Origin of the sequence: Methylocapsa sp. S129 (genome assembly GCF_009765995.1) — a bacterium.
Taxonomy (GTDB): domain Bacteria; phylum Pseudomonadota; class Alphaproteobacteria; order Rhizobiales; family Beijerinckiaceae; genus Roseiarcus.
Genome location: NZ_LMUI01000042.1, coordinates 298,216 through 323,619 on the forward strand (window position 1 = coordinate 298,216; position 25,404 = coordinate 323,619).

General features: G+C 63.4%; 23 protein-coding genes. 20 read left to right on the forward strand and 3 right to left on the reverse strand.

Annotation, left to right across the window (positions count from 1 at the left end; all coding sequences use genetic code 11):
- Position 1 precedes the first annotated feature (1 nt).
- Positions 2-1,114, reverse strand: coding sequence for a 3-isopropylmalate dehydrogenase (gene leuB, locus GSQ90_RS22045; RefSeq protein ID WP_158817031.1), 1,113 nt, complete (start codon positions 1,112-1,114; stop codon positions 2-4).
- Between the two features lie 379 nt (positions 1,115-1,493).
- On the opposite strand from leuB, the gene GSQ90_RS22050 reads away from it, so the two are divergent.
- From GSQ90_RS22050 to GSQ90_RS22135, 18 genes are all read left to right on the forward strand, one after another.
- Positions 1,494-1,745, forward strand: coding sequence for an Arc family DNA-binding protein (locus GSQ90_RS22050; protein ID WP_158817032.1), 252 nt, complete (start codon positions 1,494-1,496; stop codon positions 1,743-1,745).
- Positions 1,746-1,766: 21 nt separating this feature from the next.
- The gene (locus tag GSQ90_RS22055) at positions 1,767-2,186 is read left to right on the forward strand and encodes a type II toxin-antitoxin system VapC family toxin (RefSeq protein ID WP_158817033.1); all 420 of its coding nucleotides are present in this window, start codon (positions 1,767-1,769) and stop codon (positions 2,184-2,186) included.
- A 167-nt stretch (positions 2,187-2,353) separates the two neighbouring features.
- Positions 2,354-4,150 (forward strand): NAD(P)/FAD-dependent oxidoreductase, encoded by a 1,797-nt coding sequence (locus tag GSQ90_RS22060; RefSeq protein WP_158817034.1) that lies wholly within the window; start codon positions 2,354-2,356, stop codon positions 4,148-4,150.
- A 192-nt stretch (positions 4,151-4,342) separates the two neighbouring features.
- Positions 4,343-5,020, forward strand: a complete 678-nt coding sequence (locus GSQ90_RS22065; protein ID WP_174247520.1) for an L-2-amino-thiazoline-4-carboxylic acid hydrolase — start codon at positions 4,343-4,345, stop codon at positions 5,018-5,020.
- Positions 5,021-5,642: 622 nt separating this feature from the next.
- Positions 5,643-7,052, forward strand: coding sequence for a UDP-N-acetylmuramate--L-alanine ligase (murC, locus tag GSQ90_RS22070; RefSeq protein WP_158817036.1), 1,410 nt, complete (start codon positions 5,643-5,645; stop codon positions 7,050-7,052).
- A 187-nt stretch (positions 7,053-7,239) separates the two neighbouring features.
- Positions 7,240-8,163 carry a UDP-N-acetylmuramate dehydrogenase gene (gene murB, locus GSQ90_RS22075; RefSeq protein ID WP_158817037.1) on the forward strand — a complete coding sequence of 308 codons (924 nt, stop codon included), beginning with the start codon at positions 7,240-7,242 and terminating at the stop codon, positions 8,161-8,163.
- 161 nt (positions 8,164-8,324) lie between these two features.
- Positions 8,325-9,245, forward strand: a complete 921-nt coding sequence (locus GSQ90_RS22080) for a D-alanine--D-alanine ligase (protein WP_158817038.1) — start codon at positions 8,325-8,327, stop codon at positions 9,243-9,245.
- Positions 9,242-10,162 (forward strand): cell division protein FtsQ/DivIB, encoded by a 921-nt coding sequence (locus GSQ90_RS22085; RefSeq protein ID WP_246731734.1) that lies wholly within the window; start codon positions 9,242-9,244, stop codon positions 10,160-10,162. Before GSQ90_RS22080 ends, GSQ90_RS22085 begins: the two co-directional genes overlap by 4 nt.
- The gene (gene ftsA / locus GSQ90_RS22090; protein ID WP_158817040.1) at positions 10,159-11,475 is read left to right on the forward strand and encodes a cell division protein FtsA; all 1,317 of its coding nucleotides are present in this window, start codon (positions 10,159-10,161) and stop codon (positions 11,473-11,475) included. The genes GSQ90_RS22085 and ftsA overlap by 4 nt, the downstream gene beginning before the upstream one ends.
- A 104-nt stretch (positions 11,476-11,579) precedes the next feature.
- Positions 11,580-13,223 carry a cell division protein FtsZ gene (ftsZ, locus tag GSQ90_RS22095; RefSeq protein WP_158817041.1) on the forward strand — a complete coding sequence of 548 codons (1,644 nt, stop codon included), beginning with the start codon at positions 11,580-11,582 and terminating at the stop codon, positions 13,221-13,223.
- Between the two features lie 351 nt (positions 13,224-13,574).
- Complete coding sequence (gene lpxC / locus GSQ90_RS22100) at positions 13,575-14,534, forward strand: UDP-3-O-acyl-N-acetylglucosamine deacetylase (RefSeq protein ID WP_246731716.1); 960 nt, start codon at positions 13,575-13,577, stop codon at positions 14,532-14,534.
- A 331-nt stretch (positions 14,535-14,865) separates the two neighbouring features.
- Positions 14,866-15,744 carry an outer membrane protein assembly factor BamD gene (locus tag GSQ90_RS22105; protein WP_158817042.1) on the forward strand — a complete coding sequence of 293 codons (879 nt, stop codon included), beginning with the start codon at positions 14,866-14,868 and terminating at the stop codon, positions 15,742-15,744.
- 21 nt (positions 15,745-15,765) lie between these two features.
- Positions 15,766-17,436, forward strand: a complete 1,671-nt coding sequence (recN, locus tag GSQ90_RS22110) for a DNA repair protein RecN (RefSeq protein ID WP_158817043.1) — start codon at positions 15,766-15,768, stop codon at positions 17,434-17,436.
- A 310-nt stretch (positions 17,437-17,746) separates the two neighbouring features.
- Complete coding sequence (murA, locus tag GSQ90_RS22115) at positions 17,747-19,036, forward strand: UDP-N-acetylglucosamine 1-carboxyvinyltransferase (protein WP_158817044.1); 1,290 nt, start codon at positions 17,747-17,749, stop codon at positions 19,034-19,036.
- A 3-nt stretch (positions 19,037-19,039) separates the two neighbouring features.
- Positions 19,040-19,498: a DUF2948 family protein gene (locus tag GSQ90_RS22120; protein WP_158817045.1), complete on the forward strand. Its 459-nt coding sequence runs from the start codon at positions 19,040-19,042 to the stop codon at positions 19,496-19,498.
- A gap of 25 nt (positions 19,499-19,523) precedes the next feature.
- A complete protein-coding gene (gene hisD / locus GSQ90_RS22125; RefSeq protein ID WP_158817046.1) occupies positions 19,524-20,828 on the forward strand; it encodes a histidinol dehydrogenase in 1,305 nt (434 codons plus the stop codon).
- Entirely contained in the window at positions 20,825-21,313 is a 489-nt protein-coding gene (locus GSQ90_RS22130; protein WP_158817047.1) for a UPF0262 family protein, read from the forward strand. The genes hisD and GSQ90_RS22130 overlap by 4 nt, the downstream gene beginning before the upstream one ends.
- Positions 21,310-21,963 (forward strand): methyltransferase, encoded by a 654-nt coding sequence (locus GSQ90_RS22135; protein WP_158817048.1) that lies wholly within the window; start codon positions 21,310-21,312, stop codon positions 21,961-21,963. The genes GSQ90_RS22130 and GSQ90_RS22135 overlap by 4 nt, the downstream gene beginning before the upstream one ends.
- Before the next feature lie 8 nt (positions 21,964-21,971).
- Here GSQ90_RS22135 and GSQ90_RS22140 read toward each other — a convergent pair whose 3' ends face one another.
- Positions 21,972-22,490, reverse strand: coding sequence for a Spy/CpxP family protein refolding chaperone (locus GSQ90_RS22140; RefSeq protein WP_158817049.1), 519 nt, complete (start codon positions 22,488-22,490; stop codon positions 21,972-21,974).
- 195 nt (positions 22,491-22,685) lie between these two features.
- Here GSQ90_RS22140 and GSQ90_RS22145 point away from each other — a divergent pair, with 195 nt between their 5' ends.
- Both GSQ90_RS22145 and GSQ90_RS22150 read left to right on the forward strand, forming a co-directional pair.
- Complete coding sequence (locus GSQ90_RS22145; protein WP_158817050.1) at positions 22,686-23,468, forward strand: HpcH/HpaI aldolase/citrate lyase family protein; 783 nt, start codon at positions 22,686-22,688, stop codon at positions 23,466-23,468.
- 203 nt (positions 23,469-23,671) lie between these two features.
- Complete coding sequence (locus GSQ90_RS22150) at positions 23,672-24,619, forward strand: hypothetical protein (RefSeq protein ID WP_246731717.1); 948 nt, start codon at positions 23,672-23,674, stop codon at positions 24,617-24,619.
- A 128-nt stretch (positions 24,620-24,747) separates the two neighbouring features.
- Here GSQ90_RS22150 and GSQ90_RS22155 read toward each other — a convergent pair whose 3' ends face one another.
- A complete protein-coding gene (locus tag GSQ90_RS22155) occupies positions 24,748-25,281 on the reverse strand; it encodes a cytochrome c family protein (protein WP_158817051.1) in 534 nt (177 codons plus the stop codon).
- Positions 25,282-25,404 lie beyond the last annotated feature (123 nt).

Consider the following 25,404-nt stretch of genomic DNA (forward strand, 5'->3'; position numbering starts at 1 on the left):
CTCACGCCAGCAGCCTCCGCAATTCGGCCCGGATCGCCGCGCCCATCTCAGCGGTCGAGACGACGGCGCTGACGTCGCGGGCGATGTCGGCAGTGCGCAGTCCGGCGGCGAGCACGTTGGCGATCGCCTGTTCCGCCTTGTCCGCCGCCTCGTCGAGGCCGAGGGAATAGCGCAGGCACAAAGCGAGCGACCCGATCATCGCGATCGGGTTGGCGATGCCCTTGCCGGCGATATCGGGCGCTGAACCATGGACGGGCTCATAGAGCGCTCGGCGCTTGCCGGTTGTGGGGTCGGGCGCGCCGAGCGAGGCGGAGGGCAGCATGCCCAGCGATCCCGTGAGCATGGCGGCGACATCGGAGAGAAGATCGCCGAACAGATTGTCGGTCACGATCACGTCGAATTGCGTCGGCCTGCGCACGAGTTGCATGCCGAGCGAGTCGGCGAGCTGGTGCTCCAGCGTCACATCGGCGAATTCATGGCTATGCAGCGCAGTGATGACCTCGCGCCACAGCACGCCGGATTTCATCACGTTGTGTTTGTCCGCGGAAGTCACTTTGTTTTTGCGTTTGCGCGCCAGTTCGAAGGCGGCGCGGCCGACGCGCTCGATTTCGTGCGTATCGTAGACCTGCGTGTCGACGGCGCGCTTCCGGCCGTCGCCAAGGTCGATGATCGCTTTGGGCTCGCCGAAATAAATGCCGCCCGTCAATTCGCGCACGAACATCAGATCGAGGCTTTCGATCGCTTCGCGCTTCAGCGAGGAGGCGTCGGCCAAGGCGGGATAGCAAACCGCCGGGCGCAGATTGGCGAACAGGTCCATGTCCTTGCGCAGACGAAACAGGCCGGCCTCGGGACGTCTGTCGAAGGCGACGCTGTCCCACTGCGGGCCGCCGACCGCGCCGAGCAGCACAGCGTCCGCCGCCCCGGCGAGGCGCATGTCGGAATCGGAAATCGCCTTGCCGTGGCTGTCATAGGCGGCGCCGCCGACCAGGCCCATTTCGGTCTCGAATTTGGCGACGCCAATCTGCCCGAGCAGATCGGCTGTTTTCAGCGCTTCCGCCATCACTTCCGGCCCGATGCCGTCGCCGGGCAACAGGAACAGCTTATAAGTGGGCATAGGGTCTTTCCTCTCGTGACGCCGTCGCCGGGCAAGGTGAGAGGAATTTTATACTGGCACAAGATCGTAGTTTATCCTGGTATAAATTGTACTACTTGCGCGAGGGATCGCCCGCGAACCCCACGCCGTCTTGGCCGGACTTGTCCCAGCCATTCCACGCGGCGCAGCTTGGTCAAAACGTGCAAAGTGAAGCGCGGCGGCGCGGCGTGGAATGGCTGGGATAAGTCCGGCCAAGACGCTGAAGAAGCGTTTTCCGACAGGTCATGCTCACTGAGATTTGGTGTGACGCCCCGGTTACTCGTGATTGGGTCTAACATCTTGCCTGCGATGCGGCCGGCAGATTGATATCATGATATCTCTTTGGATTCAGGAAGATCGTATGGCCCAATTCGTCGTTCGCCACCTCGAAGATGATGTGAAGGTCAAGCTGCAGCGACGGGCGAAGCGGCACAAGCGCAGCATGGAGGAAGAGGTGCGCGATATCCTGCGCGACGCCGTCAAGTTCGAGAATGCGCCGACGGCGGGGCTTGGCGCCGAGATCGCCGGCTTGTTTCGCGAATTCGAGTTGCGCGAGGACGATCTGAAACCGTTCCCGCGCCAGACTCTGAAACCTATGCGCACTCAGGAATGATGCGACAGCCATGGGTGGCCAATGATCATTCTGGACACCAATGTCATCTCGGCCCTGATGCGGCCCGAGCAAAATGGACAAGTCGTCGCATGGCTGGATCGACAACCGCGGCTGTCGGTGTGGACGACGGCGATCAATATTCTTGCAGCCTCCTATGGCCTCAGGATCATGTCGGCGGGCCGCCGACGCGATGGCTTGATGGCCGCCATGGAGCGCCTCGTGACCCAGGCTCTGGAAGGGCGCGTGCTGGCATTCGACCATGCCGCAGCCGAGGCCGCCGCGGCGTTGGCGGCGGCGCGCGCTGATCGCGGGCAGCCGATCGACACGCATGATACGCAGATCGCCGGCATCGCTTTGGCCTGGCGCGCGACGATCGCCACACGCAATGTCCGGCATTTCGACGACGCGGCGCTCCATGTCGTCGATCCCTGGAGCGCGTGAACGTGTTCTCGAGGGGGCGTCGGAGCGCTTGCCTAAAGCGGTTGTCGCCGGGCACAATGATTCGAGTCGGCGCTGTGTTTGGGCTTCGCGCCCGAACCGGCGCCGCCGGGACATAGGCGAATGATTTTTGAGCAAGACTTCACGTCTTGCCGCGGGAGGACAGGTTTATGGTAAAGAGCGGCCCGACCCAGCGCGTGGCGCGTTGGCTTAAAAAATTCGACAAGGCGTTGGCCGCATCGGACGTCGACGCCGTCGCGGCCCTCTTCGACAAGGATTGCTATTGGCGCGATCTCGTCGCCTTCACCTGGAACATCAAAACGCTTGAGGGCCGGCCGGCGGTCGCGGACATGCTGCGCGCGCGCCTTGCCGATGTGAAGCCGTCGCATTGGGCGGTCAAGGACGAGGCGACCGAGGCCGGAGAAATCACCCAGGGCTTGTTCGTCTTCGAAACGGCTTTGGGCCGCGGCGAGGGCCACATTCGCCTCAAGGGCAAGAAATGCTGGACGCTTCTCACTTCGATGATCGAACTCAAGGGCTTTGAGGAAAAGCGCGGTGCTGCGCGCGACAAGGGCGTTCAACACGGCGTCATCAAGGGGCGCGAGACATGGGCGGAGCGCAAGGCGCGCGAGGAAGCCGAACTGGGATTTAGCCAGCAGCCCTATTGCCTGATCGTCGGCGGCGGCCAGGGCGGCGTGGCGCTCGGCGCGCGCCTCAAACGTCTTGGCGTCCCCACGATCATTGTCGATAAGCACGAGCGGGCCGGCGACCAATGGCGCAAGCGCTACAAGACGCTCTGCCTGCACGATCCCGTCTGGTACGACCATCTGCCCTATCTGCCCTTCCCCGACGATTGGCCGGTCTTCGCGCCCAAGGACAAGATCGGCGATTGGCTCGAAATGTACGCCAAGGTGATGGAGCTCAATTATTGGGCTTCCACCGAATGCAAGAGCGCGAAATACGACGAGAAGAAAAAAATCTGGACCGTCGTCGTCAATCGCGCGGGCAAGTCCCTGACGCTGCATCCCAAGCAACTTGTGCTCGCGACCGGCATGGCGGGCGTGCCCCATGCGCCGAAATTTCCCGGCATGGAGGATTTCGCCGGCGTCCATCATCATTCAAGCCGGCACTCCGGCGGCGAAGCGTTCAAAGGCAAGAAATGCGTCGTCATTGGATCGAATAATTCGGCGCATGACATATGCGCCGATCTTTGGGAGAACGGCGCCGACGTCACCATGGTGCAGCGCTCCTCGACCCATGTCTCCAAATCCGACTCGCTGATGGAGCTCGGGCTGGGGCCGATCTATTCGGAAAAAGCGCTGGCGGCGGGAATCACCACCGACAAGGCGGACCTGCTCGCCGCTTCCATCCCGTACAAACTCAAGCATGAGTTTGAGCTGCCGGTCGCCAAAGCGATCGCCAAGCGTGACGCCGATTTTTACGCAAAGCTCGAGAAGTCCGGCTTCATGCATGATTGGGGCGACGACGGGACAGGCCTGACGATGAAATATCTGCGGCGCGGATCGGGCTATTACATCGATGTCGGCGCGTCCCAACTTGTCGCCGACGGCAAGATCAAGCTGAAAAGCGGCGTCGGCGTCGCGCGCATCAAAAAGCACTCGGTGGTTTTCAGCGACGGCTCGGAACTGCCCGCCGATCTCATCGTCTATGCGACCGGCTATGGCTCGATGAACGGCTGGGCGGCGGCGCTGATTTCCAAGGAGGTGGCGGACAAAGTCGGCAAATGCTGGGGGCTTGGCTCCAACACGACCAAGGACCCAGGTCCCTGGGAAGGCGAATTGCGCAATATGTGGAAGCCGACCCAGCAGGAGGCGCTCTGGTTCCACGGCGGCAATCTCCATCAATCGCGGCACTATTCGCAATATCTCTCGCTGCAACTGAAGGCGCGGATGGAGGGCCTGCCGACGCCGGTCTATGGCCTGCAGGAGACGCATCACATCAGCTAGGCGAGCCTTCTTGTGGGCTCCCAAGCCGGGTGCGAGCGCCATCGCTCCGGCATGCAGGCCGGGATTGGGGCCGGGGCCCGGGCGTGCGGGAGAAAGCGGGCGCCGATCGCGCCTTCAGGAAGATCATCATGCAGCGGCGCGACATCAATGCCGAAACCGCTTTCGGCTCATTGTGTGTTAGAGAAGCGCCCAATGGCTGAGATCATCCATCCCTTTTACGAGTCGCATCGCGGCGCCATGGAGGCCGCCATGCGTCATCGCCTCGACCTTGCCGAAGCGATGTTGCGCGAGCGCGCGCATCTATCCAATATTGATGGGATTAGGCGGGAGGCGATGGACGAATTCGAAATCGTGCTCACCCAAATGCCCTATGTCGGAGGCGCGGCAAGTCGCATGAGCGATTTCTTCATGCGTCTCATAGGCTTTATGGCCATCAGCCGCGTGCTCCGGCGACATGGCGTGTCGCTGTCCGTGATCGGCGAAATCGAGCGAGAAACCTACAAGGCGCAATTGCTCACCGCGCCCGAAGCGGAACGTCTCGCCTCGGGGCGCCAATTCATGTCGTCAGAGAATCAGACTTTGCTGCGCGAGCAGGCTGCAAAAAGCCATCGAGAAGAATTTCCGGAAGATTTCGTCTACGATTTCGTCGAGCCCGGCCCGGGCGACAACTTCGAATTCGGCATCAACTACATAGCTTGCGGCTTTTGCAAATTCGCGGCTCGCCATGGAGATAAAGAAATCTTGCCGAACATTTGTGGGCTTGATTTCGACGCCTATGCAACGCGAGGCATCCACCTGGAAAGAACCCAAACACTGGCTGGCGGCGCGAACCACTGCGACTTCCGATTCTCGCGGCTCCCGTCGGACTAGGGCGACGTACGGATGGACTTCGGCGCCACGGGTTTCGGTCGAAGCCTCGGGCGGCGACAGGCGGACGATTCCAACGAGGCTCGCCCGGCCCGGGAAAATGGCCGCGATCGATGGCGCCATTTGTTGTTTCTGAAAATAAGAATCCGTGATAAATTACTCGTCTTATTTTCCAAAAGCGATCGACAAAGAGACCATCCTTGAACACCCCGTCCTCGCGCCTGAAAGCCCGATCGCCCGGCCGGTCCGCAAGACCGCCTTACCGTCTGGCGCGGCGCGCAGGCCCGATTTTGCGCCTCGAAATTTCGATGTGGAAGCCCAAAGAGGTCTAAGTCATTGATATCGCCCGTTTCGCGGAAGCACGCCCTCTTCCGGGCAGGTGAGAATCAAGGACTTAGCGAGGATTTTGACGCGCAGTTTTGGGTCATTCGGGCGCCTCAGCTATTCCGCGGCTATTCCCTTTGCGCTCTTTGTCGCCCTGATGCGCAGTGCGAACCCGGTCTCGCCCACTGTCGCCATCGGCCCGCCGATTTGGCCGAATCGGCAAATCGCATTATGCCGGACCGGCCCGGCGTGAGGCGCTCAAGCGCTCCCCGACGCGCCGGCGGTCCGGAGATCGATTTTCATGAAGCTGCCGCGCGAGCTTGGCCCCATTCATTTTGTCGGCATTGGCGGCATCGGCATGTCGGGCATCGCCGAAATGCTGCTCAATCAGGGCTATCGCGTGCAGGGCTCGGATGCGAGCGACAATTCCAACGTCAAGCGGCTGCGCGACAAGGGCGCCAGCGTCTTCATCGGCCATGATGCGGCCAATCTTGGCGAAGCCGCCGTCGTCGTCGTCTCCACCGCCATCAAGCGCGACAATGTCGAACTTGCCGCCGCGCGCGAAAAGCGCCTGCCGGTCGTGCGCCGCGCCGAAATGCTTGCCGAATTGATGCGCCTCAAGCAATGCGTGGCGATCGCCGGCACGCATGGCAAGACGACCACGACCTCGCTGGTCGCGACGCTTCTCGACGCCGCGGGCCTTGATCCCACCGTCATCAATGGCGGCATCATCAACGCCTATGGCGCCAACGCCAAAAAGGGCGAGGGCGACTGGATGGTCGTCGAAGCCGACGAAAGCGACGGCACGTTCCTGAAATTGCCCGCCGATATCGCGATCGTCACCAATATCGATCCCGAGCATCTCGATCATTTCAAGACTTTCGAGGCGATCAAGGACGCGTTTCTCGCGCTTGTCGAGAACCTGCCGTTCTACGGTTTCGCCGTCATGTGCCTCGATCATCCGATCGTGCAGGAACTGGTCGGGCGGATCGAGGACCGGCGCGTCATCACCTATGGCGAAAATCCGCAAGCCGACGTGCGATTGCTCGATGTCGACCTGACGGGCGGCATCACGCGCTTCAACGTGCTGATCCGCGATCGCAAGACCAACCAGGCGACCTATATCGACAATCTCGTCCTGCCGATGCCCGGCCATCACAATGCGCTCAACGCGACCGCGGCGATCGCAGTCGCCTATGAGTTGAAGGCGCCGATCGAGGCGATTCGCAGCGCGCTTGCCGGCTTTGGCGGCGTCAAGCGGCGTTTCACCCGCACCGGCGAGTGGAAGGGCGTCGCGATTTTCGACGATTACGGCCATCATCCCGTGGAGATATCGGCGGTGCTGCGCGCGGCGCGCGCCGCGACTAGGGATAGAGTCATCGCGATCGTGCAGCCCCATCGCTACACGCGTCTGCAATCCCTGTTCGAGCAATTTGCGAGCTGCTTCAACGACGCCGACACGGTGATCGTCGCCGATGTTTATCCCGCCGGCGAAGCGCCGATCGAAGGCGCCGACAAATCGGCGCTTGTGGCGGCGATCAATGCGCATGGCCATCGCCATGCCGTGGCGCTCGCCTCGCCCGACCAGCTTGCCGGTCTCGTGCGCGAAATTGCCCGTCCCGGCGATTACGTCGTGTTTCTGGGCGCGGGAAACATCACCCAATGGGCCTATGCGCTGCCCGGCGAACTGGCGGCGGGGGACGATAAGTGAGGGGGGAAGGGCTGTCCTTCTCCCGCTGTGCGGGAGAAGGTGGCGCGCAGCGCCGGATGAGGGCGGCCAAGCTGGGCGCGACCGCGGACGGCCGCATCCGAATGAGCATCATCACGCCGATAGGCCCTCATCCGGCCGGCTCCGCCGGCCACCTTCTCCCGCGAAGCGGGAGAAGGGAGGGCGCCTCTTGACCTTCCCCGACATTGTTCCGCAGATCGCCGCGCAGGCCCCGGCTTTGCGCGGCAAGCTCAGCGCCGATGCGCCGCTCGCGCCCTTCACCTGGTTTCGCGTCGGCGGCCCGGCGCAGGTTCTGTTCCAGCCGGCCGACGAGGAGGATCTGGCCTATTTCCTCGCGCGCCTGCCCGCTGAAATTCGCGTCACGCTGATCGGCCTTGGCTCCAATCTTATCGTGCGCGACCGCGGCGTCGCGGGAATCGTCATTCGCCTAGGGGGCAGGGCGTTCGGCGCGATCGAAGCGATGCCGGATTATCGTGTCGTCGCGGGGACGGCGGCGCCCGATGTCAAGGTGGCGCGGGCGGCGGCTGAGGCGGGCGTCGCCGGCCTCGAATTCTATCGCGGCATTCCCGGCTCGATCGGCGGCGCGCTGCGCATGAACGCGGGCGCTCATGGCGGCGAGACGAGAGAGGCGCTCGTCGAGGCGCGCGGCGTCGATCGCGCCGGCGCCGTCCGAATATTCTCCGCGCAGGAGATGGGCTTTTCCTACCGTCACTCGCGCGCGCCGGCGGATGTGATCTTCACCCAAGCCGTCTTCCAGGGACGGTCGGGCGACAGAGGCGAAATCCTTGCGGAGATGGACCGGATCACCGCCGCGCGCGAAGCCTCGCAACCGATCCGCGAAAAAACCGGCGGTTCGACCTTCAAGAACCCGCCTGGCGAAAAAGCCTGGATGTTGATCGATAAGGCGGGCTGCCGGGGGCTTGTGCTGGGCGATGCGCAGGTGTCGCCGATGCATTGCAACTTCCTGATCAACCGCGGGGCCGCCACGGCCGCGCAGATCGAAGCTTTGGGCGAGGAGGTGCGCCGGCGCGTGCGCGAGACGAGCGGGATTGAGCTGGAATGGGAGATCAAGCGGGTGGGGGAGGCGGGTTAGGCCGGCGGCTCGGCTCGGCAAATTAACCTTCCTGTCTTCGCCGCCACATCCCCGCCACGCTTTTCCACCCCCATGGGCCTCTGGTTAACGCGCCGTTAACGCCCTCGCGTTAATTGTCGCTTAATGCCGCGTTGCGGCGAGGCGGGGGCGCCAGGCGGTTCATGAAACATGTTGCGGTGCTGATGGGCGGATGGTCGGCGGAGCGGCCGGTCTCGCTCAATTCGGGACGCGGTTGCGCTGATGCGCTCGAAGGCGCCGGCTACCGCGTCACCCGGATCGACGTCGCCCGCGATATCGCCGAGGTGCTCGCCAAGTTAAAACCTGATGTTGCCTTCAATGCGCTGCATGGGCCGATAGGCGAAGACGGGACGATTCAGGGTCTTCTGGAGGTTCTGCGCATTCCCTATACGCATTCGGGCGTGCTCGCCTCGGCGCTGGCGGTGGAAAAAGACCTCGCCAAGATCGTCATGCAGGCGGCCGGCGTGCCCGTCGCCCATGGCGTAACGATCGATCGCCATGAGGCGGCCAGGCGCCACGCACTGGAGCCGCCCTATGTGCTCAAGCCCATTAAAGAAGGCTCCTCGCTGGGCGTGATCATCGTCAAAGAAGGACGGGCTCACCCGCCTCAGGAGGTTGGCCGGCCCGACTGGCCTTACGGCGATCGGTTGCTCGCCGAGAAATTCGTCGATGGGCTCGAACTCACTTGCGCCGTGATGGGGGACAAGGCTCTCGGCATTATCGAAATCCAACCGGTTTCGGAATCCTTCTACGGATATGACGCGAAATACGCCAAAGGCGGGTCAATCCATGTTCTGCCGGCTAAAATTAAACCAAATATTTACCATGAGGTCCAAAGGTTGACGCTGATGGCGCATCGGGCGCTGGGCTGCCGCGGCGTGAGCCGCGCGGACTTCAGATACGACGAATCAAAAGGGGAATCGGGCGAATTGGTCTGCCTGGAAGTCAATACGCAACCCGGAATGACCGAAACGTCTCTTGTGCCTGAAATCGCCGCTCATGCCGGCGTTTCGTTTGGTGAGCTTGTTTCATGGATGGTGGAAGACGCCTCGTGCGATCGATGACCGAAGCCTTTGCGCTTCGTGCGCCCGCGCCCGCCTATGCGGGCGCCGACATCGCCTCCGCGCGCGTGCTGCTAGCCGGCGAACGCTCGACGGGGAGCCTTTTTGCATGGACAGGGCTCCTTTGGCGGCCGGCCCCGCGCGGTCTCGGACTGGCGCTGGCCCTTGGGCTTATTTTGGGCTCCGCCACGTTTGGATTCGTGCGTGGCGGCGAATATGCGTCCTTCGTCGCCAGCCAGGGGAGCATTGGCGACTTTGTCGCGCGCGCGCTCGGCTTCGACATTGCGATCGTGACGATCTCGGGCCAGGCGGAACTGCGCGAATCCGAAATTCTGGCCGACGCCGGCATCAGCCCCAAGAATTCGCTGCTGTTCCTTGACGTGGCGCAAGCGCGCGCGCGCCTGGAGACGATACCGCTCGTCAAACAGGCGAGCGTGCGCAAGCTCTACCCCAATCATCTCGTCATCGACCTCGTCGAGCGCGCGCCCTATGGGCTGTGGCAGAAGGATGGGCAAGTCAATATTGTCGCCGCCGACGGCGCCGTGATCGATCAAATGCGCGATCAGCGCTTCGCCAGCCTGCCGTTCGTCGTGGGCGAGGGCGCCAATGAGCGCTTGTCCGAATTTACCGGTTTGCTCGCGGCGGCCGGCGAATTGGGGCCCAAGATCAGGGCGGGCGTGCTCGTCGCCAATCGGCGATGGAACCTCAAAATGACCTCGGGCGTCGATGTGATGCTGCCTGAGACTAATCCGCTGGCCGCGGTGGCGACGCTCGTTCGCCTCCAGCGTGAATCGCGGGTGCTGGATCGCGACGTGATTTCGCTCGATCTGCGGCTGGAAGGGCGCATGTTCGCAAGACTCACCGAAGACGCCGCCGCCGCGCGCCTCGCCGCCCGTCCGAAGAAGGGGGGCGCGACATGAATTTCAGGCCGCTCACGCCTCGCCTCAGGCAGTTGCCGCCGCGCAGAAACGCCGTTCTGTCGGTACTTGACGTCGGCGCCTCCAAAATCGTCTGCCTCATCGCGCGTCTGTCGCCGATGGCGCCTTCCGATTCCCTGCGCGGGCGCACCCATCGCTGCAAGGTGCTGGGCATCGGCCATCAGCGTTCGCGCGGCGTGAAAGCGGGCGCGATCGTCGATCTCGACTCGGCTGAAAACGCGATACGCCTCGCGATCGACGCAGCCGAAAGGATGGCCGGCGTCGAGGTCGACAGCGTCATCGTCAATATGACGGGCGGGCGCCTTTCCTCGCAGCTCTATAACGCCAAGGTCGCGATCGGCGGCAAACCTGTCAGCGAATATGACGTTCATCGCGTGCTGGAGGCGGCCTCCGCGGCCAGTTCCCGGACGGGGCGCACTGTGCTGCACGCGCTGCCGACGGGGTTCTGGCTCGATGGGACCGCCGGCGTGCGCAACCCCAAGGGCATGGTAGGCGAAGATCTGGGCGCAGAAATGCACGTCGCCTCCTGCGACGGCGCGGCGGCGCGCAATCTGATGCTGGCGATCGAGCGGTGTCATTTGCGCGTCGAGGCGGTCGTGGCGACGCCCTATGCCGCCGGTCTTTCGACATTGGTCGATGACGAAGCCGAGCTTGGCGCCGCCCTGATCGATTTTGGCGGCGGTTCGACGTCGGTTGGCGTCTTCGCCGGCGGGCGGCTCGCTCATGTCGACGCAGTAGCGGTCGGCGGCAATCATATCACCATGGACATCGCCCGCGGGTTGACGATCAGCGTCGCGGATGCGGAGCGTCTCAAAACCTTGCATGGGGCCTGCATCGCCGGGCCCGCCGATGAGCGCGACACGATCGCCGTCCATCGCGTGGGCGACGACATGGATCATCCCAGCTATCTCCCCAAATCCGAACTCGCGCGCATCATTCGCCCACGAGTCGAGGAAATTCTCGAACTCGTACGCGATCGGCTCAAGGGCGCCGGGCTCACGGCCCATGCCGGACGGCGGCTCGTGCTGGCGGGCGGCGCCTGTCAGTTGACGGGTCTGCCGGCGCTGGCGCGCACGATCGTCTCGGATCAGATTCGCATCGGTCGCCCGCTCGGCGTCGAGGGGCTGCCCGAATCGGCCAAGAGCCCGGCTTTCGCCGCGGCGGTGGGCCTGATGGTTTACCCGCAGGTGGCGGGCATCGAGCATTTCGAGCCCCGTCGCCAGCGCTATGCGCCCGGCGCCGGCGAGGATGGCTATGTTGCGCGCGTGGGCCGGTGGTTGAAGGAAAGCTTCTAACGCCGCGGCGGCGCCGAGCGGCGGCGCTGCCGGGGATGTGTCTTTAGAATGAAATGTCGCGATTTAACCGGCGCCGGCGGGCGTCTAACGTCAAGAGGCCAAGGATGACTATCAATTTGAAAGCCCCAGAATTGCGGGAACTAAAGCCACGCATCATGGTGTGCGGCGTCGGCGGCGCCGGCGGCAACGCTGTCAACAACATGATCGTTTCGGGCCTCGCGGGCGTCGACTTCATTGTCGCCAACACGGACGCCCAGGCGCTGGCCTCATCGAAGGCGGAACGCATCATTCAAATGGGTCTTCAGGTTACCGAAGGTCTCGGCGCGGGCTCCAAACCCGAGGTCGGCCGCGCGGCCGCCGAAGAGGCTATTGAGGAAATCCGCGATCATCTGGCTGGCGCCCATATGGTGTTCGTCACCGCCGGCATGGGCGGCGGCACGGGAACCGGCGCGGCGCCAGTCGTTGCGCGCGTCGCCCGCGAAATGGGCATCCTGACCGTCGGCGTGGTGACCAAGCCGTTCCAGTTCGAAGGCGGGCGCCGCATGCGCCTGGCCGAAGGCGGCATCGCCGAATTGCAGAAATCGGTCGATACGCTGATCATCATCCCCAATCAGAATCTGTTCCGGGTCGCCAATGAGAAGACGACTTTCGCCGACGCTTTCGCGATGGCCGATCAGGTTCTCTATTCCGGCGTCGCCTGCATTACCGATTTGATGGTCAAGGAAGGCCTGATCAATCTCGACTTCGCCGACGTGCGCTCGATCATGAGCGAAATGGGCAAGGCGATGATGGGCACTGGCGAGGCGTCGGGCGACCGTCGCGCCGTTCTGGCGGCCGAGGCGGCGATCGCCAATCCGCTGCTCGACGAAGTCTCGATGAAGGGCGCGCGCGGCCTGCTGATTTCGATCACCGGCGGCAATGACCTGACCCTTTATGAGGTCGATGAAGCGGCGAGCCGCATTCGCCAGGAAGTCGACGAGGAGGCCAATATCATCCTTGGCGCGACATTCGATCAGAGTCTGGACGGCGTCGTCCGCGTTTCTGTGGTCGCCACCGGCATCGATCAGACGACGCTGGAAATTCACGAGCCCTCGGCGAGCCAGGTTCGCATCATCGAGGCTCAGCAACGCCTGCGCGCGCAAGCGACCGCCCGCAGCCAGCCGGCCCCCGTTGCCGCCGAAGCGCCTGTCGCCGCCCAGCCGGCGCCCAGCGCGGCCGCCCCGTCTGCGCCCGACGAAGTCGAAATCCGACCGGCCGCCCCGAAGGCGGTCTATGCGGCGGCGCCAGCGCCGCGCGTCGAGGAGCCGGTGGCGCACGACTACATTCCGCCCGCGCCCGAACAACCGGTCATTCGGCCCGCTCGCATGCCGCAAATCGAGGATCTGCCGCCGGTCGTTCAGCAGCAGATGCGCGTCCATCGGGGCGAACAGGCCGCGCCTGCCGTTCAGGTCGAAACGCGACGGCGCTCGCTGCTGGAAAAGCTCGCGGCCTTTGGCATCAGCCGGCATGACGAGGCTCCGCCGGCCCAGGCGCCGCGCGCGATCCCGCCAAGCCTGCCGGCGCCGGCGCCCCAGCGTCCCGCTCAAACAGCGCTTCACGCGGAATATGGGCGCCCGCAGCCGCGCGTCGCTGCGCCGCGCCCGGCCCAGGGTTCTCTCGATCCTCATGGCCGAATGGCCGCGAGGCCGGCGGCGCTCGAAGAGGATCAGCTCGAGATCCCGGCTTTTCTGCGCCGGCAATCGAATTGACGAATCAAGGGACAGCAGGGAAACGCAGCGCCTGCGGCTTGACGACCGCAGGCGGCCCCGCAATGCAAATCTTTTCCCTGCCCCACAGACGGGCGGGACCATTCTCAAAAGGCCTAACACGCGGATAAGTCACATAGAATCTCCGCGACGCGTAATGTTACAGAAGGTTAAGAAAGGTGATTTGGCGCTCGGCGCGCTGGCCCGTATGTTCCCAACCGAATTTTCCTCCGTCTTTCGGGAGCGACGCAGAAGACGTCGCCAAAGCCGAGGTCGCGGAGATGGACCTGGAGCGGTTCATCGGGAAAATTTCGGGGCGTGTTCGTTGTTTTTCGGACACCGGGATTAGGGGAATTGAGTTTGAATAAGCTTGGGCGACAGACGACGATCCGCGACCGTGTGACGATTTCCGGTTTCGGCGTCCATTCCAATGCGCCAGTCAGCCTTATTCTTCACCCCGCCGACGCCAATTCGGGAATCGTTTTCCTTCGTACGGGGCTGTCCAACGGACGCGAGCGCCTGATCGAGGCGAAATGGTCGAACGTTTCGCAGACAGAATTATGCACGGTGCTGGGCGATTCTTCGCTGGCCTCCGTTTCGACGGTCGAACATCTTCTGGCCGCGCTTTCCGGGCTCAATATCGATAACGTCATGATCGAGGTTGATGGGCCCGAGGCTCCGATCATGGATGGCTCCGCGGCTGCTTTCGTCGCGGCGATCGACCAGGCCGGGATCGTCGAGCAGTCACGCCCGCGTCGTCATCTCAAAGTTCTCAAACCCGTGCGCGTTGAGCGCGGACGCGGCTTTGCCGAACTCCGTCCGGCCGAATGGGGCTTTCATCTCGATATTGAGATCGACTTTGCAGCAGCGGCGATCGGGCGCCAACGCCGGACATTCGATCTCGATCCCGCGACCTTTCGCAGCGAAATCGCGCGGGCCCGCACGTTCGGCTTCGTCAGCGATGTCGAGCGTTTATGGAAGATGGGTTTCGCGCTCGGCTCGTCGCTTGACAATTGCATCGCGCTCGATGGCGAGCGGATTCTCAATCCGGAAGGCCTGCGCTACGCTGACGAGTTCGTTCGTCACAAAGCCCTGGATTCGGTTGGCGATCTGTCTTTGGCCGGAGCGCCGATCATTGGCGGCTATCGGTCCTATATGCCGGGCCACAATATGAACTTCCTCGCTCTGGAGGCGCTTTTCGCTGACAAGAGCGCTTATGAATTCATTGAAACGGCGCCGCGCCGCGAGCTTGCCGTCGCTCGCGCCGGAGCGGGTGCTCTCGCCCATGCGACCTACGCCGCCGAAGTCGATTGAAGGCGCAAGGCGTCTTCGAATCGATCGGGTAGGCACGGCCCGAGAGACGCAGCCTACAAAACGAGCGCCTCCAAAATTTCGACGCGATACGGCTCTTTTGCGCCACAATCCATCGTTCTATTGAGGCGCGTTTCTGATATTGCGGCTTCCCTTGGCTCATGTCGCCAAAGCCTACATAGGCTCGGTGGCGCGAAGACGAAGTTTAGGCTAAAGGAAAGCATCGTCGCTTCAGGTCAAGCGCGGTTGGCCAGACTAGCTTTGTCCAGATTTCGGCATTGCCCAGATTGTTGAGTTCTTGCGCATGACACTTGTTGATTCCAAAAGCAGCTCAATGGCCTCGGCAATTCGCCCGATGGCTTTCGTCGTCAGGCTCATGGCGGTCGTCGCGGCGGCTGCGTCGCTTGGCGCATGTTCCACAATCGACAGCCTTGGCGATCTCAATCCGTTTGGCCCCGAAAAATATAAGACCAAGATCGAGGAGGAGGTGCCCCCCACCGCGATCTATGATCAAGCCCTCGCCAGATTGAAAAAGGGCGACGATGACGGGGCCGCCAAAAAATTCACCGACCTTGGCAAGCAATATCCCTATTCGGACTGGTCGAAAAAGGGATTGCTGATGACGACATACTCGCAATACGAGGCTCAGGATTACGATAGCGCCGAGCAATCGGCCGAGCATTACGCCAAGCTTTACCCCAATACGCCCGAGACGGCCTATATGATCTATCTGGAGGCGCAGTCTTATTACAATCAGATCCCCGATATTTCGCGCGATCAGGATCGCGCCGTCAAAGCGCTGGCTTTGTTCCAGCAGGTTGTCGAGAAATATCCCAATTCCGAATATGTCAACGATTCGAAATTCAAGATCCAGGTCACGCGCGACCAGATCGCCGGCAAGGAAATGTCGGTCGGCCGCTTCTATCTCACGCGCCGCAATTATACGGCGGCCATCAACCGGTTCCGCAACGTGCTGACCAATTATCAGACGAGCCGGCATTCCGAAGAGGCTTTGTATCGTCTGACCGAGGCCTATCTCGGGCTTGGCATTACCGGCGAAGCGGAGACGGCCGCGGCGGTGCTCGGGCATAATTTCCCCGATGGCCAGTGGTATAAGGACGCCTTCGCTCTTCTGAAGGGCGGCGGCCTTTCACCCAATGAGGATCAGGCCTCCTGGATATCGAAAATCTACCATTCGGTCGTGCCCGGCTGATTGGGAGGAAGGCGCCTCCTTATGCTTGTTCGGCTCGCGATCCGCGACATTGTGCTGATCGATCAGCTCGATCTCGAATTCGCAGCCGGCCTCTCGATTCTGACTGGCGAAACCGGCGCCGGAAAGTCGATCCTTCTTGATGCTCTGTCCCTGGCGCTTGGCGCGCGCGGCGACGGCGCCCTCGTGCGCCAGGGTCAGGCGCAGGGCCAGGTGACGGCGGTTTTCGATCTGGCGGACGATCATCCGGCGCTCGCCATGGCGCGCGAACGCAATATCGAAACCGATGGCGAACTGATTCTGCGCCGTGTGCAATTGGCGGACGGGCGAACGCGCGCCTTCATCAACGACCAGCCTGTCAGTGCGCAAATGATTCGCGTCATTTCGGGCGGGCTTGTGGAAATCCACGGACAACACGACGAGCGCGCGCTGATGGATGCGTCGACCCATCGCACGCTGGTCGACGCCTACGGCGCTCTGGACGCGATGGCGGAATCGACGAAAGCGGCATTCGGCGCGGTCAAGGCGGTCGAATCGGAACTGGCCGATGAGACGGCGCGCGTCGCGGCGGCGCAAGCCGAGGCGGATTTTGCCGCCCATGCCCATCAGGAACTCACAAAGCTGGCCGTCGAACCCGGCGAAGAGGAGGTTTTGGCGGAGCGACGGTCACAGATGATGCAGGCGGAAAAGGTTTCCGCCGACATTCGCGAGGCCTATGAGAGCCTGTCGGGCGAGGCCTCCGCGACGCCCATTCTCGTCGCCGCGGCGCGCCGTCTGGAGCGGCGGTTGTCGCAAGCCCCCACGCTCATCGAGCCTTGCGTCAAAGCCCTCGATAGCGCGCTCGAAGCGCTCGATGCGGCGACCAGCGCGATCGAGACCGCGCTGCGCGCCGCCGATTTCGATCCCAATGAGCTTGAGCGCGCCGAGGCGCGGCTTTTCGCGTTGCGCGGCATGTCGCGCAAATATTCCGCGCCTGTGGCGCAACTGGCGGCGCTCGCTGAGAAATACGGCGCGGACCTCGCCGCGCTGGATGCCGGTCGGGCCAGGCTCGTGGCGCTGACCCAAGCGGCAAAAGAAGCGCGCCGCCAATATGCGCTTGCCGCGGCCTCGCTGTCGAAAGCGCGCCAGTCGAGCGCGCGCGAGTTGGAAAGGGCGGTGGGCGCCGAACTCGCGCCCCTGAAGCTGGAGCGCGCCCGCTTCATTGTCGAAATCGCCAGCGATCCCAATATTCTCTCAGCGGAAGGGATCGATCGGGTGGAGTTTTGCGTGCAGACCAATCCGGGCTCCAGGGCGGGCCCTTTGATGAGGGTGGCTTCTGGCGGCGAACTTGCGCGTTTCATGCTGGCGCTGAAGGTCGCCCTCGCCGACCGTGGTTCGGCGCCCACATTGGTGTTTGATGAGATCGATACCGGGGTCGGGGGGGCTGTCGCCGACGCCATCGGCCAGCGTCTGGCGCGTCTGGCGACGCGGGCGCAGGTGCTGGCCGTCACCCATGCGCCCCAGGTCGCCGCACGCTCGACCAGTCATTTCCGAATCGCCAAGAGCGATGTGGGTCGGGGCGAGCGCGTGGCGACGAGGGTGTTGAACCTCGATGCGCCCGCCCGCCGCGAGGAAATCGCCCGAATGCTCGCCGGCGCGACCATCACCGAGGAAGCGCGCGCCGCCGCCAAGCGGTTGATCGAGAATGCCGGATAGGGACCGGGCTTGCCCCGACTCTGATGCGGGCCTATCAAGCCATGCGCTGGCTAAGCGCATCGAGGGACGCGATGGCGTCGGATAATGGACGGGAAGTCGGGGAAATGCGGCGGCGCGACCGATTGGCCGCATCGCTGCGCGAGAATTTGAAACGACGCAAGATTCAGCAACGGGGCCGCGCGATCGAGAACGGCGGCGGTCGCCGATCGGCGGACAATCAGGCGGAGCGGGAATTCCCGTCGCCCGCGTCCGGCGAGCACGAAGTTTAACGGCATTTTCAAGCATCTGGAATCAGTGGAGATTTTTGACAATGGATCGCATTCAAATCAGGGGCGGCGCCAAACTCAACGGGACGATCCAGATTTCGGGCGCCAAAAACGCCGCGCTGCCATTGATGATCGCGAGCCTGCTGACCGAGCAGACCTTGACGCTGGAAAATCTGCCGCGCCTTGCCGACGTCAATCAGCTCGTGCGCATTCTGGGCAATCATGGCGTCGATTATTCGATTGACGGCAAGCGCCGCGCCGAAGAGGCGAACGCCGGCCAGACCGCGCATTTGACGGCTCGCTCGATCGTCGACACGACCGCCCCCTATGAACTCGTCTCCAAGATGCGCGCCAGCTTTTGGGTGATCGCGCCATTGCTCGCGCGCATGGGCGAAGCGCGCGTTTCCTTGCCGGGCGGCTGCGCGATCGGCACGCGCCCTGTCGACCTCCTGCTGATGGTGCTGGAGCGGCTCGGCGCGAAGGTCACTATCGACGCGGGCTATGTCGTGGCGACGACGCCGAACGGATTCATCGGCGCCGAAGTCGAGTTCCCCAAAGTGACGGTGGGCGGGACGCATACCGCGCTGATGGCCGCCGCGACGGCGCATGGAACGAGCGTCATCCGCAACGCCGCGCGCGAACCGGAGGTCAAGGATCTCGCCGATTGCCTCAACAAGATGGGCGCGCGCATTCACGGGGCTGGCACCTCGACCATCGAGGTGACAGGCGTCGCCCGGTTGAACGGCGCGCGCCATTCCGTACTGCCCGACCGCATCGAGGCCGGCACCTACGCGACCGCGGTGGCGATGACGGGCGGCGACGTCCTGCTCGAGGGCGTGCGGCCCGACTTGCTGCAGGAGGCGCTCGACGCGCTGACCGCGGCGGGCGCCACGATCACCAGCGACAACAGCGGCGTGCGCGTTCGGCGCAACGGCGCGGGCATCAGCGCGGTGGATGTCGCCACCGCGCCATTCCCTGGGTTCGCCACCGATCTGCAGGCCCAGTTCATGGCGCTGATGACGCGCGCCAAGGGCGTCTCGCGCATCAAGGAAACGATCTTCGAAAATCGCTTCATGCATGTGCAGGAGCTGGCGCGCCTCGGCGCCCACATCAAACTGGAGGGCGATACGGCGATCGTCGAAGGCGTCAAGGAATTGCGGGGCGCGCCGGTGATGGCGACCGATCTGCGCGCTTCCGTTTCCCTGGTCATCGCGGCGCTCGCCGCGGAAGGCGAAACCACGGTCAACCGCGTCTATCATCTCGATCGCGGGTTCGAGAATCTCGAACAAAAGCTTGGCGCTTGCGGCGCCGACATCACTCGAATTTCTGGATGAGCCATGCCTGAAACCGAAACCGCGCTCAAGCTGATCGCTCTCGACGAGGAAGATCTCGCTATTATTTCCGCGCATGTCCAGGATTCCTGCGTGCAAAGCGAAGAAATTACCTGGTTGCCCGGGCAAAAAAGATTCGTTCTGGCCACCATGCGCTATGACTGGAGCGCTGCGGCGAGCGGACGCCATGAGCGCGTCGGCTCGGTGCTTCGTTTCGACCGGGTGCTGAAAGTCGCCCAGATTGGATTGAATCCCGGGGATAAAGCGGCGACGCTCAATCTGCTCGCCGTCAGTTTTGAAGAGACAGACGCGCCTTCGGGATTTGTGACCCTCGCTTTCTTCGGCGGCTCCGCCATCCGACTCGAAGTGGAATGCCTCGAGGGGGAGTTGCGCGACATCGGTCCGCGCCGCGAAGCCGAGGTCTGCCTCGGCCATGACGAGCCGCCAAAAGGCGCCGCCCGCTAATCGCTTTCGTTTGGAGATTCTTCTGATGCCGGCATGGCTCGACATGAGCGCTGATGGATTTGAGGCGGCCTTTGAAGCCTTGCTGACGTCCAAACGCGAGTCCTCCACCGACATCGACGCCATCGTCGCCGCGATCATCGACGATGTGCGCAAGCGCGGCGACGATGCGCTAGCCGATTATTCCTTGCGTTTCGATCGCGTCGATCTCGCGCGCCTTGGCATTGCGGTGACGCGCCGGGAGGTCGACGCCGCGTGCGACGCCTGCGACCGGGCGGCCCTCGGCGCACTCGAACTCGCCCATGATCGCGTGCTCGCCTATCACCAGCGCCAGAAGCCGACCGATGTCTCGTTCGTCGATGCGCTTGGCGTCGAACTGGGTTGGCGTTGGCGCCCGATCGATGCTGTTGGCCTCTATGTGCCCGGCGGCGCGGCAAGCTATCCCTCTTCCGTCGTGATGAACGCCGTTCCGGCCAAAGTCGCGGGTTGCGCGCGGGTCGTGATGGCGGTCCCGACGCCGGAAGGACAGATCAATCCGCTGGTTCTGGCCGCGGCAAGGCTTGCCGGCGTTTCTGAAATCTATCGCGTCGGCGGCGCGCAGGCGATCGCGGCTTTCGCCTATGGCACACAGAGCATCCGGCCCGTCGCCAAAATCGTCGGCCCTGGCAATGCCTATGTCGCCGCCGCCAAGCGCCGTGTGTTCGGCATTGTCGGCATCGACATGATCGCTGGCCCGTCTGAAGTCGTGGTGCTCGCCGATTCGTCGGCCGATCCGCGCTTCATCGCCGCCGATCTGCTGGCTCAGGCTGAACATGACGAAGCGGCGCAATCGATCCTGATCACCGACGATGCGCGGCTTGGCCGCGAAGTCTCCAAAGCCGTCGAGAGCCAACTCGCTGACCTGCCCAGAGAGAAGATCGCCGCCGCAAGTTGGCGCGATTTTGGCGCGATCATTGTCGCGCCGAATCTGGCCGAGGCTGTGCCGCTGGTCGATCGCCTCGCGCCCGAGCATCTCGAAATCATGGCGCGCGACGCCGATGCTCTGAGCCAGAGCATCAACAATGCCGGCGCCATATTTTTGGGCGAGCACACGCCCGAGGCGATCGGCGATTATGTCGGCGGCTCCAATCACGTCTTGCCGACCGCGCGCTCGGCGCGGTTTTCCTCCGGCCTCGGCGTGCTTGATTTTCTCAAACGCACGTCGCTGCTCCGCTGCGACGCGCGCTCGCTGGGGGTGCTTGGACCCGCCGCGATCACGCTCGGCCACGCCGAAGGATTGGCGGCCCATGCGCGATCCGTCGCGCTGCGTCTTGAGCGCGGCGACAAATCATGAGCGTGGACGAAGCCGCCAGGCGTCGACGGCTTTGCGCGGTCTCGCTCGACGAAAGCTCCATCGACCGCGGCACTCCCGACCAGGAGCATGAACGCGCCATCGCCATCTATGATCTCATCGAAGAGAACAGCTTCGCGGCGCCCGGCCGCGACGACGGTCCTTATGCCTTGCGTGTCGGCATGCACGATTCCAGGCTGGCGTTCGATGTCAGGACAATGTCGGGCGAAATGGTGCTGTCCTTTGGACTTTCGCTGACGCCATTCCGATCGATCCTCAAGGATTATTTCCTCATCTGCGAGAGCTATTACGCCGCGATTCGAACGGCCAGCCCGGCGCAGATCGAGGCGATCGACCGAAGCCGCGGCGCGCTGCACAATGAAGGCGCGGATCTTGTCGCGCAAAGGCTCGCCGACAAGGTCGATGTCGACAGCGCGACGGCGCGGCGCCTGTTTACGCTGATTTGCGCGCTGCATTGGAAGGCATGAGCGCGCCGATCGTCGATCGACCCGCTTTCATCCTCGCGCATACGCGCTTGCTCGCGCCGCCGCTTGCGCCGGAGATTCAATTGCAGCTTGCCGATGAAGCGACCGAACTTTGGCAAAAAACGGAAGACGAGCTGGGTGAGATCGGGTTGCCGCCGCCCTTTTGGGCTTTTGCCTGGGCCGGCGGACAGGGGTTGGCGCGCCATATTCTCGATCACCCCGATCTTGTCGCGGGACGGCGCGTCCTCGACTTCGCCTCCGGCTCCGGGCTGGTGGCGATCGCCGCCGCTAAGGCTGGCGCATGTGCGGTCGAGGCGAGCGAGATCGATGAATTTGCGCTGGCGGCGATCGCCCTGAACGCAACGCAAAACAATGTTTCCCTCAGCGTCCGGGCCGGTGATCTCGTCGGACGAGACGAGGGCTGGGATGTCGTGCTGGCGGGCGACGTCTCCTATCAGCAGGACATGGCCGAAGCCGTCACGCTTTGGCTCGGCGCTCTGGCGCGACGCGGCGCGCAAGTGCTGATCGGCGATCCCTGGCGCAGCTATCTCGCGCGAGATTTGCTGGAGCCGATCGCCGAATACAGCGTGCCGACGACCCGCGCGCTTGAAGATTCCGAGATCAAGCGCACGGGCGTTTTCCGGTTTCGTTAGTCTTCGCGTTACTCCATATGCTCGGAACCGCCTTCGCCTTCGTGGCGCATAGCGTCGCCTTCATGCGGGCCGCGCGGCAGGAAGTCGCGCAGCAGCGGGCCGAAATGGCGCTTCTGCGAATCGTCGAGGCTGTCGTAAAGAGGCTTGCCGGCATCGGCGACCATCTTGAGTTCGGCCGACATTTTCTGAAGATGTTCGGACATCTTGGTCATGTGTTCGATCGGCGAGGGCCGCTCGCCGCCGTCCATATGCTCGTGCATTTGACGCCAGCCTTCCGCGTGCGCCTTGGCGGCGTCGCGAATCGCCGATTCGAAAGCCGGCCAGTTCTTTTCCTGTTCGGCGGTCAGCTTGAGGCCGGCTTTCATGCCGGCAAGATGGGCCTCGAGCAAAACGGCATGATTGTCCATCATGCGTTGCGTTTGGGCCGCGTCGGGCGCGGTCGGCGCGTCGCCGGCGAATGCATTGAGGGCGAAAGTCGCGCTGGCCAGACCGGCCAGTGCGACGGAGGCAAGAAGGAGTTTCCTCATGGGGACACCTTTTGGAGCAAGTGGGGCCAACATATAAGCGGTCCGATTCCCGCGCATTAAAGTCAAATTACATTGAGGTAACGTCGCCGTGACGATGCGCGCCATTGACGCGAACGGCGCGTCCAATAATGGTGGCGCGTCGCGTCTTTCGCGGGCCCTATCGCTCCCGGACTCTGGCGCTTCAAGGAGATCGTCATGACCGAGGGCGGAATTGTCGGAGCGCTGGCGCGCCAGATCGGCGCGGGTCAATGCGCACTCTCGGCCTGGGTCGGCATCAATGATCCCGCGGTTGCAGAGCAGCTCGCGCGCGACGGCTATGACACGATCACGCTCGATATGCAGCACGGCGCCATTGATCTCGCGGGCGCGATGCACGGGATCGGGGCTGTCGCGCTCGCCGGCAAGCCTGCGATCGTGCGCATTCCGGTCGGCGAATTTGCAACGGCTTCGCGCGTGATCGACGCCGGCGCGGCGGCGGTCATTGCCCCCATGATCAACAGCGGCGCGGATGCGCGACGCTTTGCCGATTTCATGAAATATCCGCCGATCGGCCAGCGCTCGTGGGGACCGCGCGCGGCGCTCACCCATAGCGGCGTGATCGGCCCCGCCTATCTTCATAGCGCCAATGCGTTCACGCTCGCCATCGCGATGGTCGAGACGAGCGAGGCGCTCGACGCCCTTGACGAAATCCTTGGGACGCCGGGCATCGATGGCGTCTTTGTCGGCCCGTCCGATCTCTCCATCGCGCTCCATCGCGGCGCGCTCGTCGACCCGCATGGCGCCGATGTCGACGCCGCGCTGACCAAAGTCGTTCAGCGCGCCAAGGCGCATGGCAAGTTCGCCGCCGCATTCTGTTTCGATGGCAAGCGCGCGCGAGAGCTGGCGGGGCGCGGCTTTTCGCTCTGTTCGGTCTCGACCGACGCGTTGCTGCTGCGCGCCGCGGCGCGCGCTGAACTAGCGGCGGCGCGCACGCGCTGACCGACTGACCGGACGAGCCTCGGAAGTCCGCGCCGCCCTCCGGCGGCGGTTGTGCGACCGCCAGATGATTTTTTCATCCGCACCGCAGCCTTCATCGTATCGACTTGAGCGGCTCATACCGTAAAGTTTGCTTAGCTTTGCGAGGGGACGCCGGTTGGCGTAAGTGGGTTGCCGGCGCCGGATTTTGACAGAGCGAAAAACACATGAAGACAGGGGAGCTTCGAGAGGCGGCCAAGCAGGCCCAATTCGTGGAATTGGCCGTTAGGCCGCGACCCGTCGCGACTAGCGCGCGCGACAGGAGCCTGAGCGCTGACGACATTGCGCGCCATCCGCGATTGATTTCCTGCGTCCGCCAGCAGGCTTCGACCCTCCTGTCGCTCCATGCGATCAACCCGAGGCTCGCGTCCGTCTTCGCCACCCAGCAAAGGTGGCTGATGGCTCATCTGGCGCTGGCGCAATATTTCAGGAGCGCGGGATTGGCTCATGTTGGCGAATTGCACGCCGCTAAATTGATAGACGCCATTGTGTCTCATGGCGTGGCCAGTCGGAACACCGCCGACGCCTTTCTCAAAGAGATGCAGCAATATGGGCATCTCCAGACCGCTCCTGCGGGGCGCGATCGCCGAATCCGGCCACTTGCGCCGACATCGGTCAGCATTGAGATGATTTCCGCCTGGCTCGCGACTCATCTAGCGACGCTGGACGGACTTGACGGCCGTGACCGCCGCGCCGCCTTTCAGGCCCGGCCACACGCGATCGCCTTGATCCACCCGCTGGTCGCTGACGGGCTTGTGCGGTCCAAAGCGATCCGCGAACCGGCCCCGACCTTTTCGCTGTTCACCTGGCTGAATGAGGGCGGAGTCGTCATGGACTGGCTCTATGCGGGGCTGGCGGAGGTCGCGCCCGACTGCCAGCGCATCCCCTCGACCGTCGCCTCATTCGCGGATTTGGGCGAGCGGATCAATCTGTCGCGCACCCATCTGAGCCGCAAGCTGCGCATGGCGGAAGACATGGGGAGTCTCGGCTGGCAGGGCGAGCGGGGCAAATCCACCATGTGGGTGTCGGCGGGTTTTCTGTACGAATATCATAGCCAGCAGTCCATCAAGCTGGCCATCATCGATCACGCTTTTCATGAAGGCATGGATGACTGAAGCGGCTGGGCCGGTCGCCATGCGGACCGGCCTGAGGCGTCTGACCGGCTTGTTGCAATCAGCGGTCACAGCAACAGGAACCGCCATCATCAACAACGGCGCCGCGCCTCCCGAGAACCCTCTGAGCCTTATTTGGGGAACGGGACTGGGTTGTCCGACAGGGTCTGCAGATAGGCGAGGATGTCGGCGCGCTTATGCTCGTCGGATTCGCCGGGGAATGTCATCTTGGTGCCCGGCTCCATCGTCTTCGGGCTCTTGATGAAGGTGAAAATCTTGTCATAGGTCCAGTCGCCGCCCATCCCCTTCAGGACGTCGGAATAGGCAAAGCCCGCGATCGAGGCGACGGGGCGCCCGACCACGCCATAGAGCGGCGGGCCGACCTTGGCGGGACCGCCCTTGTCGAAGCTGTGGCAGGCCTGGCATGGCTTGGTGTCGTTGGCGCCCTTGGCCGGGTCCGCCTTGGCGAGCAAGGCGGGCAGGGGATCGTCGGGCGCGGCGGCGGGCGCCGCCGCCGCGGCCACCTCGGCCGCCGGAAGCTCATAGCCCGCCTTGATCGGCTTATGAGGCGAGAAAATCGCGCTGCTGAAAATTCCCAGCGCCATCGTCGCCAACAATGTTCCAAGAAACGCCAAGGCGAGCTTGTTGGAATTTGTCGTTTCCATGCGCGGCGCAGCCCCAAATCAGGAATTCGATCGCCGGGGCGCATTGGCAGGCAGCCCGGACAGCGTTTTGATTACCCGCTTTGCGCGGGACTTGGCAACACGTATAAACGCGACCCTTTGTCC

Bases quoted from the DNA above. Each gene is read 5' to 3' on its own strand.
- leuB (WP_158817031.1), bottom strand. From the start codon at position 1,114: ATGCCCACTTATAAGCTGTTCCTGTTGCCCGGCGACGGCATCGGGCCG.
- GSQ90_RS22050 (WP_158817032.1), top strand. From the start codon at position 1,494: ATGGCCCAATTCGTCGTTCGCCACCTCGAAGATGATGTGAAGGTCAAG.
- GSQ90_RS22055 (WP_158817033.1), top strand. From the start codon at position 1,767: ATGATCATTCTGGACACCAATGTCATCTCGGCCCTGATGCGGCCCGAG.
- GSQ90_RS22060 (WP_158817034.1), top strand. From the start codon at position 2,354: ATGGTAAAGAGCGGCCCGACCCAGCGCGTGGCGCGTTGGCTTAAAAAA.
- GSQ90_RS22065 (WP_174247520.1), top strand. From the start codon at position 4,343: ATGGCTGAGATCATCCATCCCTTTTACGAGTCGCATCGCGGCGCCATG.
- murC (WP_158817036.1), top strand. From the start codon at position 5,643: ATGAAGCTGCCGCGCGAGCTTGGCCCCATTCATTTTGTCGGCATTGGC.
- GSQ90_RS22080 (WP_158817038.1), top strand. From the start codon at position 8,325: ATGAAACATGTTGCGGTGCTGATGGGCGGATGGTCGGCGGAGCGGCCG.
- GSQ90_RS22085 (WP_246731734.1), top strand. From the start codon at position 9,242: ATGACCGAAGCCTTTGCGCTTCGTGCGCCCGCGCCCGCCTATGCGGGC.
- ftsA (WP_158817040.1), top strand. From the start codon at position 10,159: ATGAATTTCAGGCCGCTCACGCCTCGCCTCAGGCAGTTGCCGCCGCGC.
- ftsZ (WP_158817041.1), top strand. From the start codon at position 11,580: ATGACTATCAATTTGAAAGCCCCAGAATTGCGGGAACTAAAGCCACGC.
- GSQ90_RS22105 (WP_158817042.1), top strand. From the start codon at position 14,866: ATGGCCTCGGCAATTCGCCCGATGGCTTTCGTCGTCAGGCTCATGGCG.
- recN (WP_158817043.1), top strand. From the start codon at position 15,766: ATGCTTGTTCGGCTCGCGATCCGCGACATTGTGCTGATCGATCAGCTC.
- murA (WP_158817044.1), top strand. From the start codon at position 17,747: ATGGATCGCATTCAAATCAGGGGCGGCGCCAAACTCAACGGGACGATC.
- GSQ90_RS22120 (WP_158817045.1), top strand. From the start codon at position 19,040: ATGCCTGAAACCGAAACCGCGCTCAAGCTGATCGCTCTCGACGAGGAA.
- hisD (WP_158817046.1), top strand. From the start codon at position 19,524: ATGCCGGCATGGCTCGACATGAGCGCTGATGGATTTGAGGCGGCCTTT.
- GSQ90_RS22130 (WP_158817047.1), top strand. From the start codon at position 20,825: ATGAGCGTGGACGAAGCCGCCAGGCGTCGACGGCTTTGCGCGGTCTCG.
- GSQ90_RS22135 (WP_158817048.1), top strand. From the start codon at position 21,310: ATGAGCGCGCCGATCGTCGATCGACCCGCTTTCATCCTCGCGCATACG.
- GSQ90_RS22140 (WP_158817049.1), bottom strand. From the start codon at position 22,490: ATGAGGAAACTCCTTCTTGCCTCCGTCGCACTGGCCGGTCTGGCCAGC.
- GSQ90_RS22145 (WP_158817050.1), top strand. From the start codon at position 22,686: ATGACCGAGGGCGGAATTGTCGGAGCGCTGGCGCGCCAGATCGGCGCG.
- GSQ90_RS22150 (WP_246731717.1), top strand. From the start codon at position 23,672: ATGAAGACAGGGGAGCTTCGAGAGGCGGCCAAGCAGGCCCAATTCGTG.
- GSQ90_RS22155 (WP_158817051.1), bottom strand. From the start codon at position 25,281: ATGGAAACGACAAATTCCAACAAGCTCGCCTTGGCGTTTCTTGGAACA.